The organism is Amycolatopsis jejuensis, from assembly GCF_000717335.1.
Lineage (GTDB): Bacteria > Actinomycetota > Actinomycetes > Mycobacteriales > Pseudonocardiaceae > Amycolatopsis > Amycolatopsis jejuensis.
Map to the genome: position 1 here is coordinate 70,548 of NZ_JNYZ01000030.1, position 19,905 is coordinate 90,452.

Annotated in this window: 19 protein-coding genes; 8 read left to right on the forward strand and 11 right to left on the reverse strand. The window is 67.1% G+C overall.

The window, feature by feature from the left end:
- Positions 1-1,068: a transcription termination factor Rho gene (gene rho, locus OO71_RS34860; protein WP_033294258.1), complete on the reverse strand. Its 1,068-nt coding sequence runs from the start codon at positions 1,066-1,068 to the stop codon at positions 1-3.
- A gap of 769 nt (positions 1,069-1,837) precedes the next feature.
- Between rho and OO71_RS52595 the strand changes: the two genes are divergently transcribed.
- Positions 1,838-2,011 (forward strand): DUF6412 domain-containing protein, encoded by a 174-nt coding sequence (locus OO71_RS52595; RefSeq protein WP_245633879.1) that lies wholly within the window; start codon positions 1,838-1,840, stop codon positions 2,009-2,011.
- A 971-nt stretch (positions 2,012-2,982) separates the two neighbouring features.
- Positions 2,983-3,642: a membrane protein insertase YidC gene (gene yidC / locus OO71_RS34865; RefSeq protein WP_033294259.1), complete on the forward strand. Its 660-nt coding sequence runs from the start codon at positions 2,983-2,985 to the stop codon at positions 3,640-3,642.
- Between the two features lie 36 nt (positions 3,643-3,678).
- Here the strand turns inward: yidC and OO71_RS34870 are convergent, their stop codons facing one another.
- Positions 3,679-3,990, reverse strand: a complete 312-nt coding sequence (locus tag OO71_RS34870) for a hypothetical protein (RefSeq protein WP_051792610.1) — start codon at positions 3,988-3,990, stop codon at positions 3,679-3,681.
- An 88-nt stretch (positions 3,991-4,078) separates the two neighbouring features.
- Complete coding sequence (locus tag OO71_RS34875; RefSeq protein ID WP_051792611.1) at positions 4,079-4,873, reverse strand: ArsR/SmtB family transcription factor; 795 nt, start codon at positions 4,871-4,873, stop codon at positions 4,079-4,081.
- A 112-nt stretch (positions 4,874-4,985) separates the two neighbouring features.
- Here OO71_RS34875 and OO71_RS34880 point away from each other — a divergent pair, with 112 nt between their 5' ends.
- The 3 genes from OO71_RS34880 to OO71_RS34890 all read left to right on the forward strand — a co-directional run bounded on the left by OO71_RS34880 (position 4,986) and on the right by OO71_RS34890 (position 8,019).
- Positions 4,986-5,297 (forward strand): hypothetical protein, encoded by a 312-nt coding sequence (locus OO71_RS34880; protein ID WP_245633880.1) that lies wholly within the window; start codon positions 4,986-4,988, stop codon positions 5,295-5,297.
- Positions 5,298-6,255: 958 nt separating this feature from the next.
- On the forward strand, positions 6,256-6,948 hold the full coding sequence (locus tag OO71_RS34885; RefSeq protein WP_033294260.1) for a ubiquinone/menaquinone biosynthesis methyltransferase: 693 nt from the start codon (positions 6,256-6,258) through the stop codon (positions 6,946-6,948).
- A gap of 126 nt (positions 6,949-7,074) precedes the next feature.
- A complete protein-coding gene (locus OO71_RS34890) occupies positions 7,075-8,019 on the forward strand; it encodes an MBL fold metallo-hydrolase (RefSeq protein ID WP_033294261.1) in 945 nt (314 codons plus the stop codon).
- Between the two features lie 1,384 nt (positions 8,020-9,403).
- Here the strand turns inward: OO71_RS34890 and OO71_RS34895 are convergent.
- The 4 genes from OO71_RS34895 to OO71_RS34910 form a co-directional block, all read right to left on the reverse strand.
- Positions 9,404-9,799, reverse strand: a complete 396-nt coding sequence (locus OO71_RS34895) for a histone-like nucleoid-structuring protein Lsr2 (RefSeq protein WP_033294262.1) — start codon at positions 9,797-9,799, stop codon at positions 9,404-9,406.
- A gap of 136 nt (positions 9,800-9,935) precedes the next feature.
- Positions 9,936-11,552 (reverse strand): phospholipase C, encoded by a 1,617-nt coding sequence (locus tag OO71_RS34900; protein ID WP_033294263.1) that lies wholly within the window; start codon positions 11,550-11,552, stop codon positions 9,936-9,938.
- 45 nt (positions 11,553-11,597) lie between these two features.
- Positions 11,598-12,794 (reverse strand): Dyp-type peroxidase, encoded by a 1,197-nt coding sequence (locus OO71_RS34905; protein ID WP_033294264.1) that lies wholly within the window; start codon positions 12,792-12,794, stop codon positions 11,598-11,600.
- A complete protein-coding gene (locus tag OO71_RS34910) occupies positions 12,791-13,948 on the reverse strand; it encodes an EfeM/EfeO family lipoprotein (RefSeq protein WP_245633881.1) in 1,158 nt (385 codons plus the stop codon). The genes OO71_RS34905 and OO71_RS34910 overlap by 4 nt, the downstream gene beginning before the upstream one ends.
- Positions 13,949-14,151: 203 nt before the next feature.
- Here OO71_RS34910 and OO71_RS34915 point away from each other — a divergent pair, with 203 nt between their 5' ends.
- Genes OO71_RS34915 through OO71_RS34925 form a run of 3 tightly spaced genes read left to right on the forward strand, consistent with a single transcriptional unit; the run spans position 14,152 to position 16,425 of the window.
- Positions 14,152-15,327: a 4-hydroxybenzoate 3-monooxygenase gene (locus OO71_RS34915; protein WP_033294266.1), complete on the forward strand. Its 1,176-nt coding sequence runs from the start codon at positions 14,152-14,154 to the stop codon at positions 15,325-15,327.
- A gap of 43 nt (positions 15,328-15,370) precedes the next feature.
- A complete protein-coding gene (locus tag OO71_RS34920) occupies positions 15,371-15,736 on the forward strand; it encodes a VOC family protein (RefSeq protein ID WP_211260762.1) in 366 nt (121 codons plus the stop codon).
- Positions 15,718-16,425 (forward strand): RraA family protein, encoded by a 708-nt coding sequence (locus OO71_RS34925; RefSeq protein ID WP_033294267.1) that lies wholly within the window; start codon positions 15,718-15,720, stop codon positions 16,423-16,425. The genes OO71_RS34920 and OO71_RS34925 overlap by 19 nt, the downstream gene beginning before the upstream one ends.
- A 3-nt stretch (positions 16,426-16,428) precedes the next feature.
- Here OO71_RS34925 and OO71_RS34930 read toward each other — a convergent pair whose 3' ends face one another.
- Genes OO71_RS34930 through OO71_RS34945 form a run of 4 tightly spaced genes read right to left on the reverse strand, consistent with a single transcriptional unit; the run spans position 16,429 to position 19,886 of the window.
- Positions 16,429-17,514: a glycerate kinase gene (locus OO71_RS34930; RefSeq protein ID WP_033294268.1), complete on the reverse strand. Its 1,086-nt coding sequence runs from the start codon at positions 17,512-17,514 to the stop codon at positions 16,429-16,431.
- Entirely contained in the window at positions 17,511-17,894 is a 384-nt protein-coding gene (locus OO71_RS34935) for an allophanate hydrolase-related protein (RefSeq protein WP_033294269.1), read from the reverse strand. Before OO71_RS34935 ends, OO71_RS34930 begins: the two co-directional genes overlap by 4 nt.
- A 29-nt stretch (positions 17,895-17,923) precedes the next feature.
- Positions 17,924-19,366, reverse strand: a complete 1,443-nt coding sequence (locus OO71_RS34940; protein ID WP_033294270.1) for an NCS2 family permease — start codon at positions 19,364-19,366, stop codon at positions 17,924-17,926.
- A 31-nt stretch (positions 19,367-19,397) separates the two neighbouring features.
- The gene (locus OO71_RS34945) at positions 19,398-19,886 is read right to left on the reverse strand and encodes a nucleoside deaminase (RefSeq protein WP_033294271.1); all 489 of its coding nucleotides are present in this window, start codon (positions 19,884-19,886) and stop codon (positions 19,398-19,400) included.
- Between the last annotated feature and the right edge of the window lie 19 nt (positions 19,887-19,905).

A 19,905-nucleotide genomic window follows, 5' to 3' on the forward strand; every position in this document is an offset into this window, starting at 1 on the left:
TCAAGCGGCTACTGTGGACGGTGCGCCGAGGGAAGCGCTGACCCGGGCGACGAATTCCGCATTGGACCTCGTGGTACGCACCTGGTCGAGAAACTGCTCGACGGCGCGCTTCGGATCCTGACCGGACAGCGCCCGCCGGACCTCGGCCATCACCGTGAGCTCGGCAGCGGGAACGATCAGCTCGTCGCGGCGAGTGCCGGAGCCGAACAGGTCGACCGCGGGGAACACACGGTGGTCGGCGAGGGTGCGGTCGAGGCGGAGTTCGGAGTTTCCGGTGCTCTTGAGCTCTTCGAAGAACACGGTGTCGGCAAGCGATCCGGTACCGACCAGCGCAGTAGCGATGATGGTGAGCGACCCACCGCCCTCGATATTCCTTGCCGCACCGAGGATTTTCTTCATCGGATGCAACGCACCGGCGTCGACCCCACCCGAGAGCACCCGCCCGGACGGCCGCGCCGCGAGATTGTACGCACGGCCGAGACGCGTGAGAGAATCGAGCAGCAGCACCACGTCACGACCAGTTTCCACCAGCCGTTTCGCGCGCTCCACCGCAAGCTCGGCCACGGCGGTGTGCTCAGCAGGTTTACGGTCGAAAGTGGACGCGACGACTTCGCCCCGCACCGACCGCTGCATGTCCGTGACCTCCTCCGGCCGCTCGTCGGCGAGCAGCACCATGAGGTGCGCCTCGGGATGATTGACCGCGACCGCCTGCGCAATTTCCTGCAACACAACGGTTTTCCCAGTCCGAGGCGGCGCGACGATCAACGCCCGCTGCCCCTTCCCGAGCGGCGCGACAAGGTCGAGCACGCGATTGGTCAGCTGGTGGCGTGTGGTTTCGAGAACCAGCCGCTCGTCCGGGTGAAGAGGAGTGAGCTTTTCGAATTCGGGCCGCTTTTGTGCCGGCGCAGCCCCATTGACGGACACCACCACCCCGTCCTCGAGGACGACTTCATCGCCCCGTCGCAGCCCGTTCGCACGAACCACGGTCATCGGCACGACAGGACCGCCAGGCCCGTAACCGAGGCTGGCGTTCTTGCCGTGGATGTCAAGAATTCCTTGCTGTTTCATAGTTGTGACTCCTGAAGAGAAGGCGGTCGACGCACTCTTATCGGCGGACCGCGAAAGACGAAGCAAGCCGGACGGCAAGCTTCGAAGATGTGCCCCCATGCGCGAGCTTCCAACGAAACCGTCGCGCAGCTCCCGCAACATCTATGCGAGGGTTCGAAGCGATGAACTCCCCCAGGGCGGCGGGGCCGACATCCTGGGCTTGAGGAGAGCGTAGCGCATGCCAGAACGGATGCACAACAGGTTTGTGATCCACGCCTGTCTGCGCTGGCGTGTTCTCCCCTACGTCAGTTTCCGGCCCTCAGCCATCGACGCCTTTCCCCGCGGTGGCGCGTTCCTTCCGGCGGCAGTCTCCAGCTCTAAGCCATCCACACCCGTCCCGCAGCGGCGCTTCCTTTCCGGCGGCGGTCTCAGCCCCCAGCCATCCACACCAATCCCGCAGCGGCACGTCCTATCCTGCGGCGGTCTCCAGCTCCCAGCCATCCACACCTATCCCGCAGCGGCGCGTCCTTTCCGACGGCAGTCTCCAGCCCCCAGGCATCCACACCCGTCCCGCAGCGGCGCTTCCTTTCCGACGTCAGCCCCCTGACCGTCGTGCGCCTTTCGCGCATACTGGATGGCGACCGTGAACCCAGCCGAATCATCCAGAAGGAGGCGAACCGTGCACCTGCTGCCACACTTCGTCCTCCTCATGCTGCCATTCTCGGTAGCATCATGGTCCGGATCGGCGGCGGTGGTCACGCTAGTTGCTGCAGCGCTGGTCATCGTTCTCATGACCGCACCCACAAACCGCGGCGAGCCTGCGCACTGGACAGTCCCGGTGCAGGCCCACCGCACAGCGCTCCATGAACGTTCCCGCCGAGCCGCATACCTGCGTCTCCGCGATCCCGCCGCACCCGGCCGCCCCCAGCCACGCGCTCCCGGCGCGAATTCCCTGACTGCCTAGCCCCGCCTGCGAGCGGTCGCGCAAATCCCCAGCGCCACAACGGCAACCCTTCCGCCGGATAGTCCCGACGCCAGACCGGCCACGGGAGTTGCACCAGACGGCGTCTGGTGACACAACAGCAAGCCGCAGTTGTACCGGACGACGCCTGCCTGAAAACGGCAAGCCGCGACTGCGCCGGACCACGCGTGCCGACCGGACGGCAAGGGCTGGCCACACCGGACCACGCCTACCCACACCGCCGCAAACCGCGACTGTGTCAGACCACGCCTGCCAACAGGACGGCAGGGGCTGGCCATACCGGGTAGCACCTACCCACACAGCCGCAAACCTCGACCGCGCCAGACCACACCTGCCCGCACAGCCGCAAACCGCGACTGCGCCAGACCACGCCCACAGGACGCCAAGCGCAGGCTGCACTGGACAGCGCCTGACAACACAATCGCAAGTCGCGACTGCGCCGGACTAACACGACGGTAAGCCGTGGCCCTGCGGGACCGCACCTGTCAGCACAACGCCAAGGGATGGCTGCGCCGGATCACGCTCCGGTACCACGGCAAACGGATGGTTGCTCCTGACACCACAAACACAACCGTCGATTCCGTAGGCCGAGACGGAAGCGAGCGAGCTGTGGCCGGTAACCCCGACGGGTCAACGGAATCTCGCAACGCCGAACCGTCAACTCCCGCTTCCCGACGCACCCTCCACACAATGGCGGCTCTCACGCTTGCCGCACAACGCCAGTTGGGAGAGGTCCGGCCAAGCAAGGTCCACCGTGCGCGATCGGGCCGCGCGCCGATGATTCAACCCCGAAGGATCAGGCTCCGTTCGTGCGACGCACGCCGCGAGGCGTCTCCAGTCTTGAAACCAGCATGCCACCAGTACCGACGACACCCAGTCTTCCGCGACAGCCCAAGAGGGACCGTCCTTTCAGACCATGTCAACGAAAAGCCTTTCACCCAAGGAGTTCCACGATGCCCACACTCCTGGAAGCACCGATCGACGGCGCATATCACGTCGTCCGCTGGCTCGTGGCCAGTACTGAGCCGGTCGCCGGGTCATTCGCGACTGCGCTCGCGATCATCCTGTTCACCGTCGCCATCCGGCTGCTGCAGGTGCCGTTCGCCCGGGCTGCGGCTCGTGGTGCTCGACGGCGGGAGGCGCTCCTGCCGGAGATTCGTGCGCTGCAAGACAAGCACCGCAACGACCCTCGGAGGCTTGCCGCCGAAATGGCCGAGCTTCAGCCCGGATCGTCCTTCTTGGCCGGATGCCTGCCGATGCTCGCCCAGTTACCGTTTTTCTGGGTGATGTACCACCTGTTCAGCTCGGCCGTGGTGGCCGGCGCGCCGAACGCACTGCTGAGCAGCAGCTTGCTCGGCGTGTCGATGGGCGCTTCTGGGCTGGCTGCCACACCGGTGGTCATTGCCGTGGCGGGCCTGCTCGCTGTGGTCGCCTGGTGCTCGATTCACTGGCAGGACCGAACGCGCGACTTCTCGGCCCCCGCAGCCCGGCTGATCCGCCTCCTTCCCTACTCAACGATCGTGGTCACCGCTTTTGTTCCCCTGGCCGCGTCGCTGTATCTGCTGACCACCACGACGTGGACGGTGGTGGAGCGCACGATCCTGTACCGCTGAACCCAGGTTCCGGCGCGCGGCCTACCCATAGCGGACCTACCGGTCGATCATCGTCACCAAGGCGGAGACGAGTCCGTCCGCCGGGACACGCCATCTCTCCGCGGAAAAGTGCCCGCTGACCTCCATGCCCGTGATCCTGTACGCGCTGGTCAACAGCAGCGCCGTGAACCGCTTGACATGCCGCGCGCCCACGACGTCGCCGACGATCGCGAAGAACTCGTCCTGTGCCCGGTCTGCCGCCCCGACCGCCGCCACGACGGCGGCCGGGGCGCAGCCATGCTCGCCTGCCTCTCGCGCGTACTCACCGACCGAATGCTCGACCGCCTGTTCTCCTCCCTCCGCCGCCATTACCCGAAAACAGCCCACCGCATGGCGCCCCACCGACCTTGGTTCACCAAGCCCTACAACGCCATCCACTTCCGACGGCGACCTCCGATCACGGCATCTCCCACGGGTTCTCCGGCAGCGGATGCCCGGTCTCCAGCAACGACTTCAAGTTCGACAGCACCGCCGCCCACCCACCGGACACGTCTTCGTGCGCCTTTTCATCGGCGAGGTCCTCATGGGTCACCGTGAGACGGACAATGCCCTCGTGCTGCTCGATGTCAAAAGTCGCGCGGGATGATTGCTGATCTTTCGGCCCGTCCGGATCGAGCCAGGTCGTGACCAGGCGCTTGGGCGGAACGGACTCGATGACCTCACCCACGACGTCGGCGACTCCCGAACCGTCCGTGCGCACGTGGGCCCACTGCGAGCCCTCGTTCCAGTCGGACTCGTTGCGATGCCCCCAATATGCCGCGGTCAGGTCCGGGTCGGTGAGCGCATGCCACACCTTCTCCGGAGTACTCTCGATGTAGGTCACGTATACGAAACTCGGCTTCATGGCTTCCTCTGCTCGACATTTGACCGCATTCAGCACCTGCAGCCGGGGGCGTTCGAAACGGTCCACCCACCGTTCCTGCATGTCGTGCAACGGCACCGGATTCAGGTAGTGCAACTTCTCCCGGCCACGGCGCACAGTGCTCACCAGGTTCGCCCCCTCCAGCACGGCCAGGTGCTGAGTGGCCGACTGGCGCGTCATCTCCAGTCGCTCACACAGCTCACCCAGCGTCTGCCCGTTGTCCCTGCGCAGCTGGTCGAGCAGGTACCGGCGAGTCGGGTCGGACAGCGCCTTGAACACTTTGTCCAGGTCGTATTGCACACATACAGTAAGGCAGGTGATGGACTGCATGTCAACCCTTGTAAGCGGGAGATCCGCAAAAGACCTGTTCAGAGCTTGGATATTCGCCGGATCGGGCGGTGGCGCACCCTCGACTCTTTACGCGATGGTCACTCATCGTGATATGCTTGAGGCAACGAGGGCGGCGGGCGCACTCCTCCCCGGTGGGCGGCCGGGCGTGGCGCGAGGGGTGTTCGCGCACGCAGTGGTGTCCGCTGGGTGGACCGTGGTTCTCAGCCTGCTCGACCTGAAACGGCCGATCCGGGACGGGATCATCGCGGGTGTGGCCATCGCGGCGCTCGACCTCGAGGTGATCGGGCGGCACTACCCGGCGATCCGGGCGCTGCCGCGTGGTGCGCAATGGGCGGACCACGTGGCGTTCGGGATCTTGGTGGCAGTGTCACTCGGAAGGCGGCCGGTGGCAGGAAGGAGGTGAGGTGTCGGAATGTGAGGCGGTGGCATGGTTCTGGAGTGAGGATGGGGTTTAGCGGCGAGGTGGGATGGAGAATCAGTTGGGCAGGTAGAGGTTCCGGACAACGTCCGGAGAAGGACGGCGCGTTGGGTGGACCAGGTCGAGCGTGACAGGTTTCCGGCTCCGCAAACGGGAGCAGGCAGCCACCGAGGCCTCCTTCGCCGTGGTCATCGGGTCGACGCAGGCGCATACGCAGGAAGGATCTATCCTGTCCACAGTGGACACAACAGGGGAGGGCTCGGCACGGAGCATGAGATACTGACCTCGGGTGAGGTTGCCAGCGAGCGGAGTTGCCGCTGGAACGGGCACGGATCGGCCAGGCTGGGTGGCGATGGGGCTCGCGGAAGGTCTGTGCGTGAGCGGCGGCATGCGCGTCGCCATGAGCCGCGGCTGCGCCAGGGAATCCATGCCCACATTGGTGACACCGACGACGGAGAGCTGGCCGTTCGGCATCACGATTCCGGGAACACCTCATCGGTCGGACGATCCGTACTGCGAGGTGGGCGGCCAGGCATTGTCCGGTGGACAATGACGGGTTAGGCCGCGCTGAGGCGAACGGGCTACCTGCGAGATCTGCCAGAACGCGGATCCATCGGCAGGCAGGTCGGTCGACACCCGGGGTCGGACGGCACCCGGATTCGTCGGACACGCAGCGGCACCCGAGTCGGCCAGCACCCGGATCCGTCGGGCACGCAGCGACACCCGGATCAGGCGGTACTCGGATTCGTCAGAGGCGCCCGGGTCGGGCAGCACCCGGATCCGTCAGACACACAGCGACACCCGGATCGGCCGAGTGGGGATCACCGGCGGTATCCGTTGATCACCTGCGGTGATCGGTACGGTGGAGTCCTCTGTGGACCGTCGAGGTCGGGTGTCTCCTGGGTATACCCTGTGGCGACCGGATGGAGCCGGGGGGCACAGGATGCGGGCGGAGCTGGACAAGCGGGCTGACCAGGTGTCGGCCATGTTCGACGAGGTTGCGGACGGCTATGACCGCACGCGATCGGTCCTGTGGTTCGGGCAGATGGGCCGGTGGGGCCGTGCGGTGGCGCGGGCGCTGGAGCTGACGCCGGGGCAGCGGGTGCTGGACGTGGCGGCCGGTACCGGTACCTCGTCGCGGGTGCTGGCCGGGCCGGGGGTCGAGGTCGTCGGCTGTGACTTCTCCGCGGGGATGCTGCGGGTCGCCCGGCGGCGGGTGCCCGAGATCGCGTTCGTGCCGGGCGATGCGATGAGTCTGCCGTTCGCCGAGGCGGCCTTCGATGCTGCGACGATTTCCTTCGGGCTTCGGAACGTCGCGGACCGGGTGCGTGCGCTCGCCGAGATGCGGCGCGTGGTGCGGCCGGGCGGACGGGTGGTCGTCGCGGAATACAGTCATCCTGCCTCTGCGCTCACGAACGCCGCTTTTCAGACCTACCTGCGCAAGGCCGCCCCGCGCATTGCCCGTGCGCTCAGCACCAACGCACCCGCCTACGACTACCTCGCCGACTCCATTCTCGCCTGGCCCACCCAGCTCGAACTCGCCGCGGACCTGCAGCGTGCCGGATGGGAACGGGTCGCCTGGCGCGACCTGTCCGGGGGCGTCGTCGCGCTGCACCGCGGGTTCAGGCCACAGTGACCAGGCGCGCCGCCGCACCGGAACCGGTGCGTGAGCGTAGTCTCCTCCCAGCTGACACGAGGTGATTTGGTCTATACCATTCTCATGATCAACCACCCGGCGACCCGCGGTCCACGAGGGGATCCCATGCCCGTCATCAGGCGTAACATCGTCCCGCTCCGGTACTCCGACCCGAGCGTGGTCGCGTACGTACGCAGCCCGAGCGACTGGATGGTATCCAACTGCGGGTGGATCCGCGGCCGCGACGGGGTGCTGCTCGTCGACACCTGCGGCACCGAACGCGACACTCTCGACCTGGTCAGCGACGTCCGCAAGTACTCGACCGTCGAAATGCCGCTCACCCTCGTGGTCACGCACGCGCACGGCACGCACCACAACGGCGCCGGGGTCGCGCTGCGCAACGGTGGCCGGATCCTGGCCGCGCCGTCCGCGGTGCCGATCGTGCGCGCCGGACCGCAACGCAACGACGAGGCCTTCCGTTGTACGCATTGGGGCAGGCTGGAACCGCCGCGTCCGGAGTCCGTGCACGCGGTCATCGAGCCGGTCGAAGTGGATCTCGGTGGCGTGGTCGTGGAGGTCGTGCCGTTCCCGGGGACTGCGCACACCGACGGCGACCTCGTGCTTTTCGAACCCCGCACCGGCACGCTGTTCACCGGTGACCTCCTGTCCGTCGGGTCCACGCCGATGGCCGTGCACGGTTCGGTGCCCGGCTGGCTGACCGCGCTCGATTGGCTCGACAAAATGTTCCCCGACGTCCGCACCTTCGTGCCCGGCCACGGCGGGCTGAGCCATCCGGGAAGTTTCCCGGTGGCCGTGCTGCGGACCTACCTGCATTGGCTGCTCGACGCGACCGCAGGCACCGGCACCCCGGATTTCCCCGGCCTCGCCGCAATCGCCCGCCGCCGCTGGCCGACGTGGACCATTCCGGAACGGCACATCGGCAACCTGATGCGCGCACACGCCGATCAGCACGGGGAACGCCTCCCGCCGGGCGCGGCAATGCGTGCCATCCTGGACGCCGTCGGCGGCAAAATCGATCTTGACGCGCGCCTCGGCCTCGGTAAGCCGTAGCGGGAAATCGATTCCCCGAACGGATCGGGGCTTGGGGCGGAGCATCGTCGGCGGGTGGCGGAGTCAGCCCGTGAGGACCGGCCTGGGCCAATTCGGTGGCGCGATCGCTGCGGACGGCCAGTGCCGTTCCGGCGGGAGCGGGAGAGCGGAGTCAGCCCGCGAGGACCGGCCTGGGCCAATTCGGTGGCGCGATCGCCGTGGACGGGCAGTGCCGTTCCGGCGGGAGCGGGAGAGCGGAGTCAGCCCGCGAGGACCGGCCTGGGCCAATTCGGTGGCGCGATCGCTGCGGACGGCCAGTGCCGTTCCGGCGGGAGCGGGAGAGCGGAGTCAGCCCGCGAGGGCCGGTCTGGGCCAATTCGGTGGGGCGATCGCTGTGGACGGGCAGTGCTGTTCCGGCGGGAGCGGGAGACCCGGGGTGCGGTCAGGACGGCTTCGGCGGGCGAGATGCCTCGCGGTGGCCAATGGAGACGAGCCTGGGGAACGGACTGACTCAGCCCGGTGGGTAAGCAGATTGGGCTCCGTAGGCAAGCCGTGCCAATATGACAAGGTGGTGTGGCGGTTTCGAGAGCGGGAACAGCGAATTAGGCAGGCGGCAGACACGCCCTACATGGCGAACACTGCCAACTAGCGCAAGACAGAAACGATCTTCATCGAGCAGAACCAATCAGACAAGCAGCAGACACGCCCCTACGCGGCGAACACGGCAGTTCGTTGCGGAGACGGCCGATCAAGCGACAGAGGGGTTTTCGCCAGCAGATGCGGCTCATCAGGTGGGCGGCGGAATGCGTATTGGCAGGCGGGGATGGTCAGGCAGGTGGAGCGATGCAGCAGGTTCGCTGACAGGTGAGGTCAATCGGGCGGACAGCAGCAGTCTTCGGCCGATGGCAGAGTCTCGGCAGCTAAAAGCAACGGCGGTTTCCGCGGGCGGATATCGCCAATCGGCGACCAGCGACGGCATCTGCGCGTGGAGGCGCTGCTGACGCAGACAGTGCTGAATCGGCAGGCAGCGCCCAATCTGCCGAACAGCACTGAAACGGCAAGGAGACGAGAGGTGATCTTGCGCAGATAAGTGTCTGCGTCGCACGCAAGCAGTAGCGCGAATTCGTGCGGGAAATTTGTAATTATTCGCAGGATGGTCAACCCGGAGGTCAGATGGAGAGAATCCGATTGGTGAGCAGAACCTTTGTGCAGCAACGGAATACCGCGGCGAATCAGGACCGACGATGAGCAGAAAAGGGCATCGCAGGTAAAGGAGCGCCGCGGGAAAAGGATGCAACGAGAAGAAGGAAAACCATCAGAAAAGCCCCGCAAGAAGGAAAGGCGCCTCCAGAAGAAAGGGGGCGCCCCACCACCTGTTCCCGTGGCTAAACCCGCACTCCGGAAATCAGGCCTTCTTCCGGCCTCCGCGTTTGCGGACCGGCTTCGCAGGTTCCTCGGTTCCCCGTTCCTCATACGCCTTTACGATTTCCGCGGGGAGGCGGCCTCGGTCGGAGACCTGGAAGCCGTTGGCTTCGGCCCATTCGCGCATCTGTTTGTTGCGTTCCCGGTCGGCGGTGGTTGCCGTTGGGCGCGGGGGCTGGCCGGGGGCCAGCTTGACCTTGCGGCCGCCTACTCGGCGGGACACCGAGACGTAGCGGGCCAGCTCGTCTCGCAGTACTGTGGCGTGTTCTTCGGACAGGTCGATCTCGTAGCTCACGCCGTCGAGGCTGAAGGGGACAGTCTGGTCGGCGATGCTGCCGTCGATGTCGTCCACCATCTCGACATGGACTTTCTGCGCCATGATTCGCGTTCCTTCACGTTCTACAGGATGTTCCTTCGATTACCCTATCGTGTCGAGTGAACCCGTCGGAACGATACCGGAAACACCGAAGGCCACCGGGGACGAACCCGGTGGCCTTCAACGCAGCAGGGAGAGTCTAGCGGCGCGCACCCGTGACCGGGTCCAGCGGGAGTTTGTCCGCCTGTGGCCACCAGAAGCCGAACATATTCCACAGCCCGCCGGCGCGGGTGTCGAATGAACCATCGCCTACGTGGCCGGCAAACCAGTTGTCCTCGATGAACTTGAGTACCGAGGTCTGGTCCGTGCGGGTGTGGTCGACGTAGTTCACCTTGCTGTACGGCGAGATGACCAGCAGCGGCAGCCGCGGGCCGTAGCCGCAGCGGTCGGCGTATCCGCCCAGTCCGGCTGCCTTTCCGGTGCACACTGCCTGGTCCTGCGACGCGTCCTGCGAACCGTTGACGATCGCCGGGTTGACGTGGTCGTACCAGCCGTCGGAATCGTCGTAGGCGAGCACGATCGCCGTCGAGCGCCATTCCGGCGACTGCTGGATCTTGTTGATCTCGTTCACCACGAAGTGCTGTTCGTCGAGCGGGTCGGAATAGCCGGCGTGGCCGTCCTGGTACTCCGGCGCCTTCAGGAAGCTCACCGCGGGCATCGAGCCTGCCTTGAGCGAATCGTCGAAGTCGCTGATGTCGTACTGGTGGTTGGCCTGGTCGGTCTGCCCGATCGCCTGCGCCGACGACGGCGGCAGGTGGTGCGGGTTCGAGGTGGACCGGTAGTACTGGAACGGCTGGTGGTGCGGGCTGTAGTCGACGGAAGCCTGGTTGCCGATGTTCGCGTGCTTCTGCCCGCAGACCGCGTACCCGTTCGCGGTGCCGGTGGGCCGGAAGCCGCCCTGGAACCAGCCCCACGTGACGTGCCGGTCGTTCAGCAGGTCACCGACATTGCGGCCGGACATCGCGCCGAGATTGTCCTTGGCGGTGTGGTTCTTGTCCGAACAATCGTCCCACGCCGGGTCCGGGTCGTTGATCACGGTGCCGACGCCCTGCGCATTCGGCGACGCGACGACGTACGAGTCGCTCTTCGGCTCGTGCGTGACCGGGTCGACCGCCTGGATCCCGTGCGTCTGCCCGGAGATCAGGTTGATCGCGCCCGGGGTGGACGGGCCGAACACGGTGTTGAAGGAATTGTCACTCATTGCGTAGTGCTGGGCGTAATTCCACATTCCGGTGACCGTGTTGCCGTCGTAATAGTCCATGACCAGACCCGGTTCGCCGAAGAGAATCGGCTGGCCGGTGCACTTGTCGGTCTCGGTCTTTTCGACGAACTTGTCCATCTTGCCGCCGTTGAACGCGGCCTGTTCGGCGCCGTAGTTGTGGTTCTGGTCGCAGGTCAGCGCCTGGTCAGGGCCGAGCCGCTTCGGGTTGTACGCGTTCGGGTTGCCAGTCAGGAGCTGGTGGTCCAGACCGTTGACCTTCGGCGTGTGCCGCGCGGCCTGGAACGGCGTGCCGTTCTCGTTGGTCGCATTCGGGTAGGTGCCGAAGTAGTGGTCGAACGAAATGTTCTCGCCGAAAATGACCACGACGTGCTTGATCGGAGTGAGAGTGGGCAGCCACGCCGCGGGCAGCGGGTGCAGCGGCCGGGCGTCCGCGGTCGAGGCCGCGGAGCCGGTGACGATGGCGAGCGCCGCCGCTGAGGCGAGCGCGCCCGCCCCGAGCAGGCGACGGCGCCGTCTGCCGAATGCTTTGACCACTGGGGAATCCTCCTGGGGGTGGTTGGGGCACTGCTGGGGCGCACCTCAGGCGAGGAGCGTCCGGCCGAGGTGGTCGCCGGGACCGGTGACGCCCGGCAGCGCGAAGAAATAGCCGCCGCCGAACGGGGAGAGGTAATCGACGAGCGGCTCGTCGACGAGCCGTTTCTGTACCGCCTCGAACTGCCGCTCGAGATCCTGCTGATAACAGGTGAAAACGAGACCCATATCGAGGTTGCCATTCGCGTCGACGCCGCGGTCGTAATTGACGGCGCGACGCAGAATGCGGCTGGCGTCGGTTTCCGGGGTCCGCGGGTTTGCTTTGCGGATGTGGCTGGTGAGCGGGATGACAGTACCGATCGGGTCGTCGCCGTAGCGCGGTTCGTCCTGCTCGGCGGCACCGTCGAGCGGAGCGCCGGTGTCGCGGCGGCGGCCGAACATGTTCTCCTGTTCGGTGAGCGAAACCCGGTCCCAGAATTCGACGAGCATCCGGATCAAGCGGACGACCTGGTAGCTGCCGCCGGTGGTCCACGCGGGCTCGCCGCCGCCGGACACCCACACCAGCCGGTCCAGTTCGGACTCCCCCGGGTTCGCGATGCCGTCTTTGAAGCCCATCAGGTTCCGCGGGGTTCCCGATGGGCGGGACGGCGAGCTGAAACCGTTGATCTTCCAGCGCAATTGCATTCCGCCGCGGGTTGCGCGGGTGAGGTCACGCAGGGCGTGCAGCACGGTGTCGGTGGATCCGGCGGACAGCGTCAGCGACAGGTCCCCGTGACATTGCGCGGCGTCGAGCGCGTCGTTGGGGAACATGGTCATCGGCTTGAGCTTCCGCGGCTTGCGGTCGGCGAGCCCGTACCGGCTGTCGAAAAGGGACGATCCGACGCCGACGATCACCCCGAGGTCGCTGTGTGGGACCACGGGACCGAGTACGCCGGAATCGGCGGGCGGAGCGGTGATCCCGAGTGCAGCCGGGGCGCCACCGGAAGTGAGGAAACGTGCGCGATCGGTGATTTCGCGGAACAACTGGGTCAGCTCGGCGCGATTCTCGGCAATGACGTCGAATGTGGCGACAATGCTTTGTGCCGGTGGTTGACGCAGAATTGCCGCTTGCCGAGGACCGTGGAACGGGACCGTACCTGGGTCTTCCGCAGCGCTCGCGGTAGCCCCGGCTCCGGCGACCGCAGCAATTCCGGCGCCGGCCACGGTGCGGCGCAGGAAGGTCCGGCGGGAGGATTCTGTGGTCACGAAATCCTCCGAGGTTCGGCAATGGCGGCAATCGGGGCGAGCTGTTCGGTCAATTCGCTGACGTCGCCATTGAGTTTCTGCCGTTGCTGCGTCGACAGCTGACTCACCGGAGTCCACGAGCCGGCCCCGTCGAGTGCCGTGGCGGTCCGTTTCAACCAAGACTCCACAGTGGACAGTGCCGGGTAACGTGGCGTGAGGACGGGTCGCAAGACATCGAGCACCGCCTGGACCCCGTCGAGGTTGGCGCGAGCAGTGGCAAGATTGGTGCCACTGCCGTAATCGGTGCGTGCGGTGAGTTCGAATTGCAGGGTGTTCTCCACGATCTCGTGTGCCCTCAGGCCAAGGTCATTCGGGTCGACCTGACTGTCCGCAAAGGACCTCCGCAAAGCTTGGACACCGTTGTCCAGTTGGTCGGCTACGGCACCCACAGACGAGAGATCCTCGTTGTGCCACAGGCCGTATTCGATGCGATGGAAGCCGGTGAAGCCGGAATCCCCTACCCCATCAGGTAGACCGGCAGTGGTGCCGTTGATTGCGTGATCGGAATCGCCGAAGGCGTTGTACGCCGCGCCGAGGCGTTCGTAATCGAGATGCGCGACCAGCCAGGCGGACTCACTCGCGCCACGGTCACCGCTGCGCAAAGCATTCTTCAGCGTTCCCACGTCGGCCGACAGCTGGTCCAAACCTTGCGTGACATGCGCTTGGTACGCCTTGAGCGGGCCGAGCAGGTCGTTCTGCGTCACCGGCGCGACTCCCGGGCCACGTTCGGCGCCGCCGGTCACCGTGACGGCCGGTCCGACGATCGCCGCGGAATCCTCGGGCAGGCAACGGAACGCGTAGGTCCCGTTGCCGAGCGTGACCTGCAGGGGGCGGCTCGTTCCGGTGCCGAGCCCTTCGACCTCGCCGTAGATCACGCCGGACGCCGGGTCGATCAGGTCGGCCTCGGCGGTGACCGACCCGGTGTTGCGCAGGTGGAAGGTCTGGACCCCCGGCTGCGGATCGGACCAGCCCTGTCCGCAGGACGACCGCGAGATCTGGATCTCGGGATCCTGCGCCGGCGCGCCATCGGGCCAGACCGCGACCGCGATGCCCACCGCCACGGCGACAGCCCCGGCGGCACCCGCCATCCAGCGGGTGCGTACTGACCCCGGCACACTGCCCCCTGCCACTCGTTCGGACTACCGGAACGGAATTATGCGGGCGGCAGGCGAAGAAAACGGGGCGGTCCACCCGGGAATTCACCAGGACTTCAGCCGGAAATCGAAGGAATGGGATATAGCCCGCCAAAACACCTGGTAGCGGCACGTCCGGTTCGCCGCGTATGGTGTGTTCGCTGGAGGTACGCCGGGGAGGGCGCATGGGGGCAAACCGGACGTCGGTTGCGGTGGTGGGAGCGGGCCCGGCCGGGCTCACGGTGGCGAACCTGCTGCAGTCGGCCGGGATCGGCACTGTCGTGGTGGAAACGGAAACGCGGGAGTTCATCGAACAGCGGCCGCGCGCGGGATTCATCGAGGAATGGGTGGTCCGTGCGCTCGAAGAAAACGGGCTCGCAAACCGGCTGCTCGATTCGGCACAACGGCACGATTCGTTCGAATTCCGCTACCGCGGGCAGCGGCATCTCGTGCCGTTCACCGATCTCGTCGGACAGCACCATTTCGTCTATCCGCAGCAGGAACTCGTCACGGACCTGGCGGCTGCCTATGCCGGTGACGCCCGGTTCGGCGCGACCGACGTGCGGCTGCACGACCTCGAATCGGACCATCCGTCGGTCACCTACCGGTCGGCCGAGGGTACGGCGGAACGCATCGACTGCGATTTCGTCGCCGGGTGCGACGGCGCCCGCGGGGTCACGCGCGGTTACCTGCCACCGGAGTCGACGCTGGTCGCGCAGCATGACTACGGCTTCGGCTGGCTCGCGTTGCTGGCGCAGGCGCCGCCGTCGGCCGAGCGGGTGGTGTTCGGCATCCACCCGCGCGGGTTCGCCGCGCACATGGCGCGCACGCCGACGGTCACCCGGTACTACCTGCAGACCGACCTCGCCGACACCGCGGAAGACTGGCCCGACGAGCGTGTGTGGCGGGAGCTGCACACCCGGCTCGCGGTGCCGGACAGCCCGGTCGCCGAGGGTCCGCTGATCGAGAAACGCGTGCTGGACATGCACAATTACGTGACCGAGCCGATGTCGCACGGCCGGCTGTACCTGGCGGGCGAATCGGCGCATCTGGTGGCCCCGATCGCGGCGAAGGGGATGAACCTGGCGATCCACGACGCGCTGCTGCTCGTCCGCGGCCTGCGTGACTGGTACGCCGGCGCGCCCGAAACGCTGGCCCGCTACAGCGCGGACTGCCTGCCGCGGGTGTGGCAGTACCAGGAGTTTTCGCTGTGGCTGTCGGAAGTCTTCCACCACACCCCCGCGTCGACCGACCCGTTCCTGGCCCGCGTGGCGGAAGCACGCCTCCGCCGGCTGCTGGGTTCGCCGACCGTGGCGACAGCGTTCGCGGACATGTTCACCGGGAAGGACGCGGATTTCTGACCCGGCGTTTGCGCGCGGCCCCGGAAGCGGGTTGGCTCACGGGATGAGCATGTCCCACGTCATCGTCCGGATGGTGGTCCCGGACACCGCCGCAGCGGTGGCCTTCCTGCGCGACGTTTTCGGTGCGATCGGCGACGTTCCCGCAGACCGCCCCGCCGACGTCCGGCTCGGCGATTCGCATCTGCTGATCTCGTCCGCTTCGGCCGAGCGCGAGGTGTTCCCGGCGTTCCTGTACGTCTACGTGGACGACGTCGAAGACACCCACACGCGCGCGCTGGCCGCCGGTGCGTCGGAGATCGAAGAACCCTGGCGCACCCCGTACGGTGATTTCCGTTCGATGGTGCGCGATCCGTCCGGTAACGTGTTCCAGCTGGCACGAAAGGCGGGCGAATGGACAACAACGAGCTGACGCGCCGGTTCGAGGCGCTCACCACCGCGCACCTCGCGGACGGCTGTCTGCGGGCGCGGTTGAAGGTGCGGTGTGCGCCGGCCGGGACGCGAGCCGTCGTACCCGGGCAGCGCGTTTCCGGGCGGGTCCTGCCGGCGCGGCATGCGGGTAGCGTCGACGTGTTCCTCGAAGCAATCGCGTCCGCGCAGCCGGGTGACGTGCTCGTCGTCGACAACCGCGGACGGCACGACGAAAGCTGTGTCGGCGACCTCGTCACGGCGGAGGTCGCGGCGGCCGGGCTGGGCGGCATCGTGATCTGGGGGTTGCACCGCGACACGGCGGAGCTGCGCGAGATCGGGCTGCCGGTGTTCAGCCTCGGGTCGATTTCCACCGGACCGCTGCATCTGGCCGACCGCCCCTCCAACGCGCTGGAATCCGCCACCGTCGGCCGCTGGACCCTGATCACCGAGGACCTGGTCTTCGGCGACGACGACGGCGTGCTTTTCGTTCCCGCCGCGGAGGCCGAGGACGTGTTCCGGCTGGCCGAGTCCATTCGCGACACTGAACGCAGGCAAGCGGACCGCATCCGCGCGGGGGTTTCGCTGCGGGAGCAGGTCGGGTTCGACGAGTTCCTGGCGCGCCGGGAAAGCGATGGGTCGTACACGTTCCGGCAGCATCTGCGGACGGTGGGCGGCGCGGTCGAGGAATGACGCTCAGCTGAAGTCGCGGGCCAGTTGCTTTGCGCGGACCTGCAGGAGCGCGCGGGCGTCGGCGACGCAGCGGTGTTCGTCCGGCTCCAGATCGGTCAGCGCGTACACCCCGGCGAACCCGGCAGCCTGCCATTCCGGCGGGGTCAGCAGGCATCGGCCGGCCAGCGCGACCACCGGAGTACCGCCAGCCGCGCGGAGGACGCCGACCGGGGCTTTTCCGTGCAGGGACTGGGTATCCAGCGAACCTTCGCCGGTGATCACGAGCCGGGCGTCGCGCGCGGCGGCCGGGAAGCCGAGGAGGTCCAGGAGCAGTTCGATCCCCGGCCGGATACGGGCGCCGAGTCCGGTCAGGACCCCGAATCCGACGCCGCCTGCCGCGCCTGCGCCCGGTACCTCGGCCTCAGATGGGCCCATGACCTCGGCCCACCGGTGCAGGCCACGTTCCAAAAGGGCAACGTCTTCCCGGCCAGCGCCCTTTTGTGGTCCATAGACCGCGGCTGCTCCGTCCGCACCGAGCAACGGATTGTCCACATCGGACGCGAGGACGATGTCCACTTCGGGCAGTCCACTGCGATCCACTGTGGACAACTCGGCCAGCGCCGCGCCACCCGGGGGCAACGGGGCGCCGGAGGCGTCTAGAAGACGTGCGCCCAAAGCGGTCAGCAATCCGGCGCCGCCGTCGGTGCACGCGCTCCCGCCGACGCCCAGGACGATCTGCGTGGCACCGGCGGCACGAGCGGCAGCGATCAGCTCGCCCGTGCCGTAGCTCGACGCGGTCAGGGGTTCCGGGAGTCCGCCAGGCAGCCGGTGAAGACCCGATGCCTCCGCCAGTTCGACCACGGCGACCCGGCCGCGCAAGGCGAAATACGCGGTGATGCGACGTCCGGTCGGGCCGGACACGCGCACCGGCACCCGGCGGAATCCGGCAGCGACGGCGGCGGCGACTGTGCCGTCGCCGCCGTCCGCCACCGGCAGCTGCCGCACCGGCTCGCCCGGCGCGACCTCGGCGAATGCCGTGGCCACCACCTCCGCGACCTCGGCCGCGGTGAGCGAGCCCTTGAACTTGTCCGGCGCGACCAGCACAGTCACGCCGGGGTCCCGGCCCGGAACGTCCGCCAGTCGCCGATTTCCGTGATGTCGCGCAGCTGCACGTGCGACGTCTGCGGCCGCCGGAGCAGCATGGCGAACGCGGAGCTGCCGTCGGCCAGTTCGATCACGCCCAGCTCCAGCTCCGGCGGTTCCGCGGGCAACACCCGGTCGCGCAGCTGGTCCAGCGTCAGGTCGTACACCTCACCGGCGATTTCCGCCCCGCCGTGCGCGACCGGGACCAGCGCAGGGCACTGGCCGCCGACCGAGTAGAACCGGTACTTCGCCGCCGTGGTCGTCTCGGCGACCAGCGGGGCGCCGTCGAGCAGGTGGTGCAGCGGTTCGCCGCGCATGGCGCCGCCGTTCAGGAACATCAAGGGCATTTCGAGAAGTCCTTTCCGCTCGGAAGCGCTCAGAGGATCGCCTTCACCACGTCGATTCCGAAGTAGACAGTGAACACCAGCGCGAGCACGGTGAGAATCCAGCCCGCCTCGCGCCATTTGCCGCGGAACGTCTTGATCAGCACGAACGCGATCAGGCCCGCGCCCACTCCGTTGGTGATGGAATAGGTGAACGGGATCAGCGCGACGGTGAGGAACACCGGAATCGTGTAATCCGGGTCGTTCCACGGGATATTGCGGCACTGCGCCACCATCATCCCGCCGATCACGACCAGCGCTGGTGCGGCGGCTTGCGCCGGGACAATTCCCGCAATCGGCGTGAACAACAGGGTCGCGGCGAAAAGCAGCCCGGTCACCACACTGGCCAGCCCGGTTCGCGCGCCCTCCCCCACACCCGCCGCGGATTCCAGGAAAACCGTATTCGGCGACGACCCGGTCATTCCACCGGCAATCGCCCCGGCACCGTCCACGAACAGGATCCGGCCCATTCGCGGGACCCGGCCGTTCTTCGACAGCCCGGCCTCGTCCGAGACGCTGGTGATCGTGCCCATGGCGTCGAAGAATCCGGAAAGCACCAGCGTGAACAGGAAGATCGTTGCGGTGAGGGCACCGGCCGAGGCGAACCCGCCGAAGAGGTCGACGTGCCCGAACAAGCCGAAATCAGGGGCGGCCACCACGGAATTCGGCAGGGTCGGAGTGGTCAATCCCCATTCCCCGACGCCGAATCCGTCGTGCAATACCACCGCCAGTACGGTCGCGGCGGCAATGCTGATCAGTACCGCGCCCGGTACTTTCCGCGACATCAGCACCGTCATCAGCAGCAAACCGAAGCAGAACACCGCAATCGGCCAGCCATTGAGGTGCCCGTCGAGGCCGAGCCGCACCGGGACCGTCGAATGCGCGGCATCCGGGGTCCGCGTCACAAATCCCGCGCTCACGAGTCCGACGAGCGCGATGTAAAGCCCGATCCCGACGGTGATCGCGGTTTTGAGCGGACCCGGGATCGCATTCATGATGCGTTCCCGCACGCCGCTCACGGCCATCAAGACAATACAAACACCTTCGAGGACAACGAGTCCGAAGGCCTGCGCCCACGTCATCGACGGCGCCATCTGGAACGCCACGATGCCGTTGATCCCGAGGCCCGCGGCCAGCGCAAGCGGTGCGTTCCCGATGAGTCCCATGAGGACAGTCATCACCGCGGCGGCGAGCGCGGTCGCCGTGGTGACCTGGGCGGCGCTGAGTTTGGCGCCGGTGATGTCGGCGGAAGCACCGAGGATGAGCGGGTTGAGCAGGACGATATAGGCCATCGCGACGAACGTGGTCACCCCGCCGCGTACTTCACGGCCGACGGTGGTGTTCCGCGTCCGCAGCTCGAAGACTCGCTCTGCAACGGACTTCCGCCGCGGTCCGGGAGCCGAGGTCACCGCTTCGTCGAGGCGTACCTGGGTCATGCGTCCTCTCCTTGCCGGTGGGGGTGGGGACTCAGTACTCGATCCGGTCGGCCCGGCCGAGCCACGCGGCGAACGGGGCGAAGTTGTCCTTTGTGGACACCTGGGAAACCGGGACCTGCCACGTTTCGCGCGGGTGTTCGAAAAGCTCGTAGAAGGCCCGGTCGTCGAACCCGGCCCGGGCGGCGTCGTTGCGGTCGGCCGCGTACAGGACCCGGTCGAGGCGCGCCCAGAGCGACGACGCCAGGCACATCGGGCACGGCTCGCACGACGACACGAGCACGCATCCGGCCAGGCTGAACGTGCCGAGTGCCTGGCAGGCGGCGCGGATCGCGACCACCTCGGCGTGTGCGGTCGGGTCGAGTGACGGGGTGACGCGGTTGACCCCGGTCGAGACGATTTTTCCGTCCTTCGCGACGAGCGCGCCGAACGGGCCGCCGCCGTCGGCGACATTCTGCTCCGCGATCCGCACGCTTTCGGCGAGCCAGGTGCGTTCGAGATCGGCGTCGGTGGAAACGGTCATCGGAATGCTCCTCCCTGCA

What these genes read in the sequence shown, in the direction of transcription:
- rho (WP_033294258.1), bottom strand. Translation starts at nt 1,068, where the DNA reads ATGAAACAGCAAGGAATTCTTGACATCCACGGCAAGAACGCCAGCCTC.
- OO71_RS52595 (WP_245633879.1), top strand. Translation starts at nt 1,838, where the DNA reads ATGACCGCACCCACAAACCGCGGCGAGCCTGCGCACTGGACAGTCCCG.
- yidC (WP_033294259.1), top strand. Translation starts at nt 2,983, where the DNA reads ATGCCCACACTCCTGGAAGCACCGATCGACGGCGCATATCACGTCGTC.
- OO71_RS34870 (WP_051792610.1), bottom strand. Translation starts at nt 3,990, where the DNA reads ATGGCGGCGGAGGGAGGAGAACAGGCGGTCGAGCATTCGGTCGGTGAG.
- OO71_RS34875 (WP_051792611.1), bottom strand. Translation starts at nt 4,873, where the DNA reads ATGCAGTCCATCACCTGCCTTACTGTATGTGTGCAATACGACCTGGAC.
- OO71_RS34880 (WP_245633880.1), top strand. Translation starts at nt 4,986, where the DNA reads ATGCTTGAGGCAACGAGGGCGGCGGGCGCACTCCTCCCCGGTGGGCGG.
- OO71_RS34885 (WP_033294260.1), top strand. Translation starts at nt 6,256, where the DNA reads ATGCGGGCGGAGCTGGACAAGCGGGCTGACCAGGTGTCGGCCATGTTC.
- OO71_RS34890 (WP_033294261.1), top strand. Translation starts at nt 7,075, where the DNA reads ATGCCCGTCATCAGGCGTAACATCGTCCCGCTCCGGTACTCCGACCCG.
- OO71_RS34895 (WP_033294262.1), bottom strand. Translation starts at nt 9,799, where the DNA reads ATGGCGCAGAAAGTCCATGTCGAGATGGTGGACGACATCGACGGCAGC.
- OO71_RS34915 (WP_033294266.1), top strand. Translation starts at nt 14,152, where the DNA reads ATGGGGGCAAACCGGACGTCGGTTGCGGTGGTGGGAGCGGGCCCGGCC.
- OO71_RS34920 (WP_211260762.1), top strand. Translation starts at nt 15,371, where the DNA reads ATGAGCATGTCCCACGTCATCGTCCGGATGGTGGTCCCGGACACCGCC.
- OO71_RS34925 (WP_033294267.1), top strand. Translation starts at nt 15,718, where the DNA reads ATGGACAACAACGAGCTGACGCGCCGGTTCGAGGCGCTCACCACCGCG.
- OO71_RS34935 (WP_033294269.1), bottom strand. Translation starts at nt 17,894, where the DNA reads ATGCCCTTGATGTTCCTGAACGGCGGCGCCATGCGCGGCGAACCGCTG.
- OO71_RS34940 (WP_033294270.1), bottom strand. Translation starts at nt 19,366, where the DNA reads ATGACCCAGGTACGCCTCGACGAAGCGGTGACCTCGGCTCCCGGACCG.
- OO71_RS34945 (WP_033294271.1), bottom strand. Translation starts at nt 19,886, where the DNA reads ATGACCGTTTCCACCGACGCCGATCTCGAACGCACCTGGCTCGCCGAA.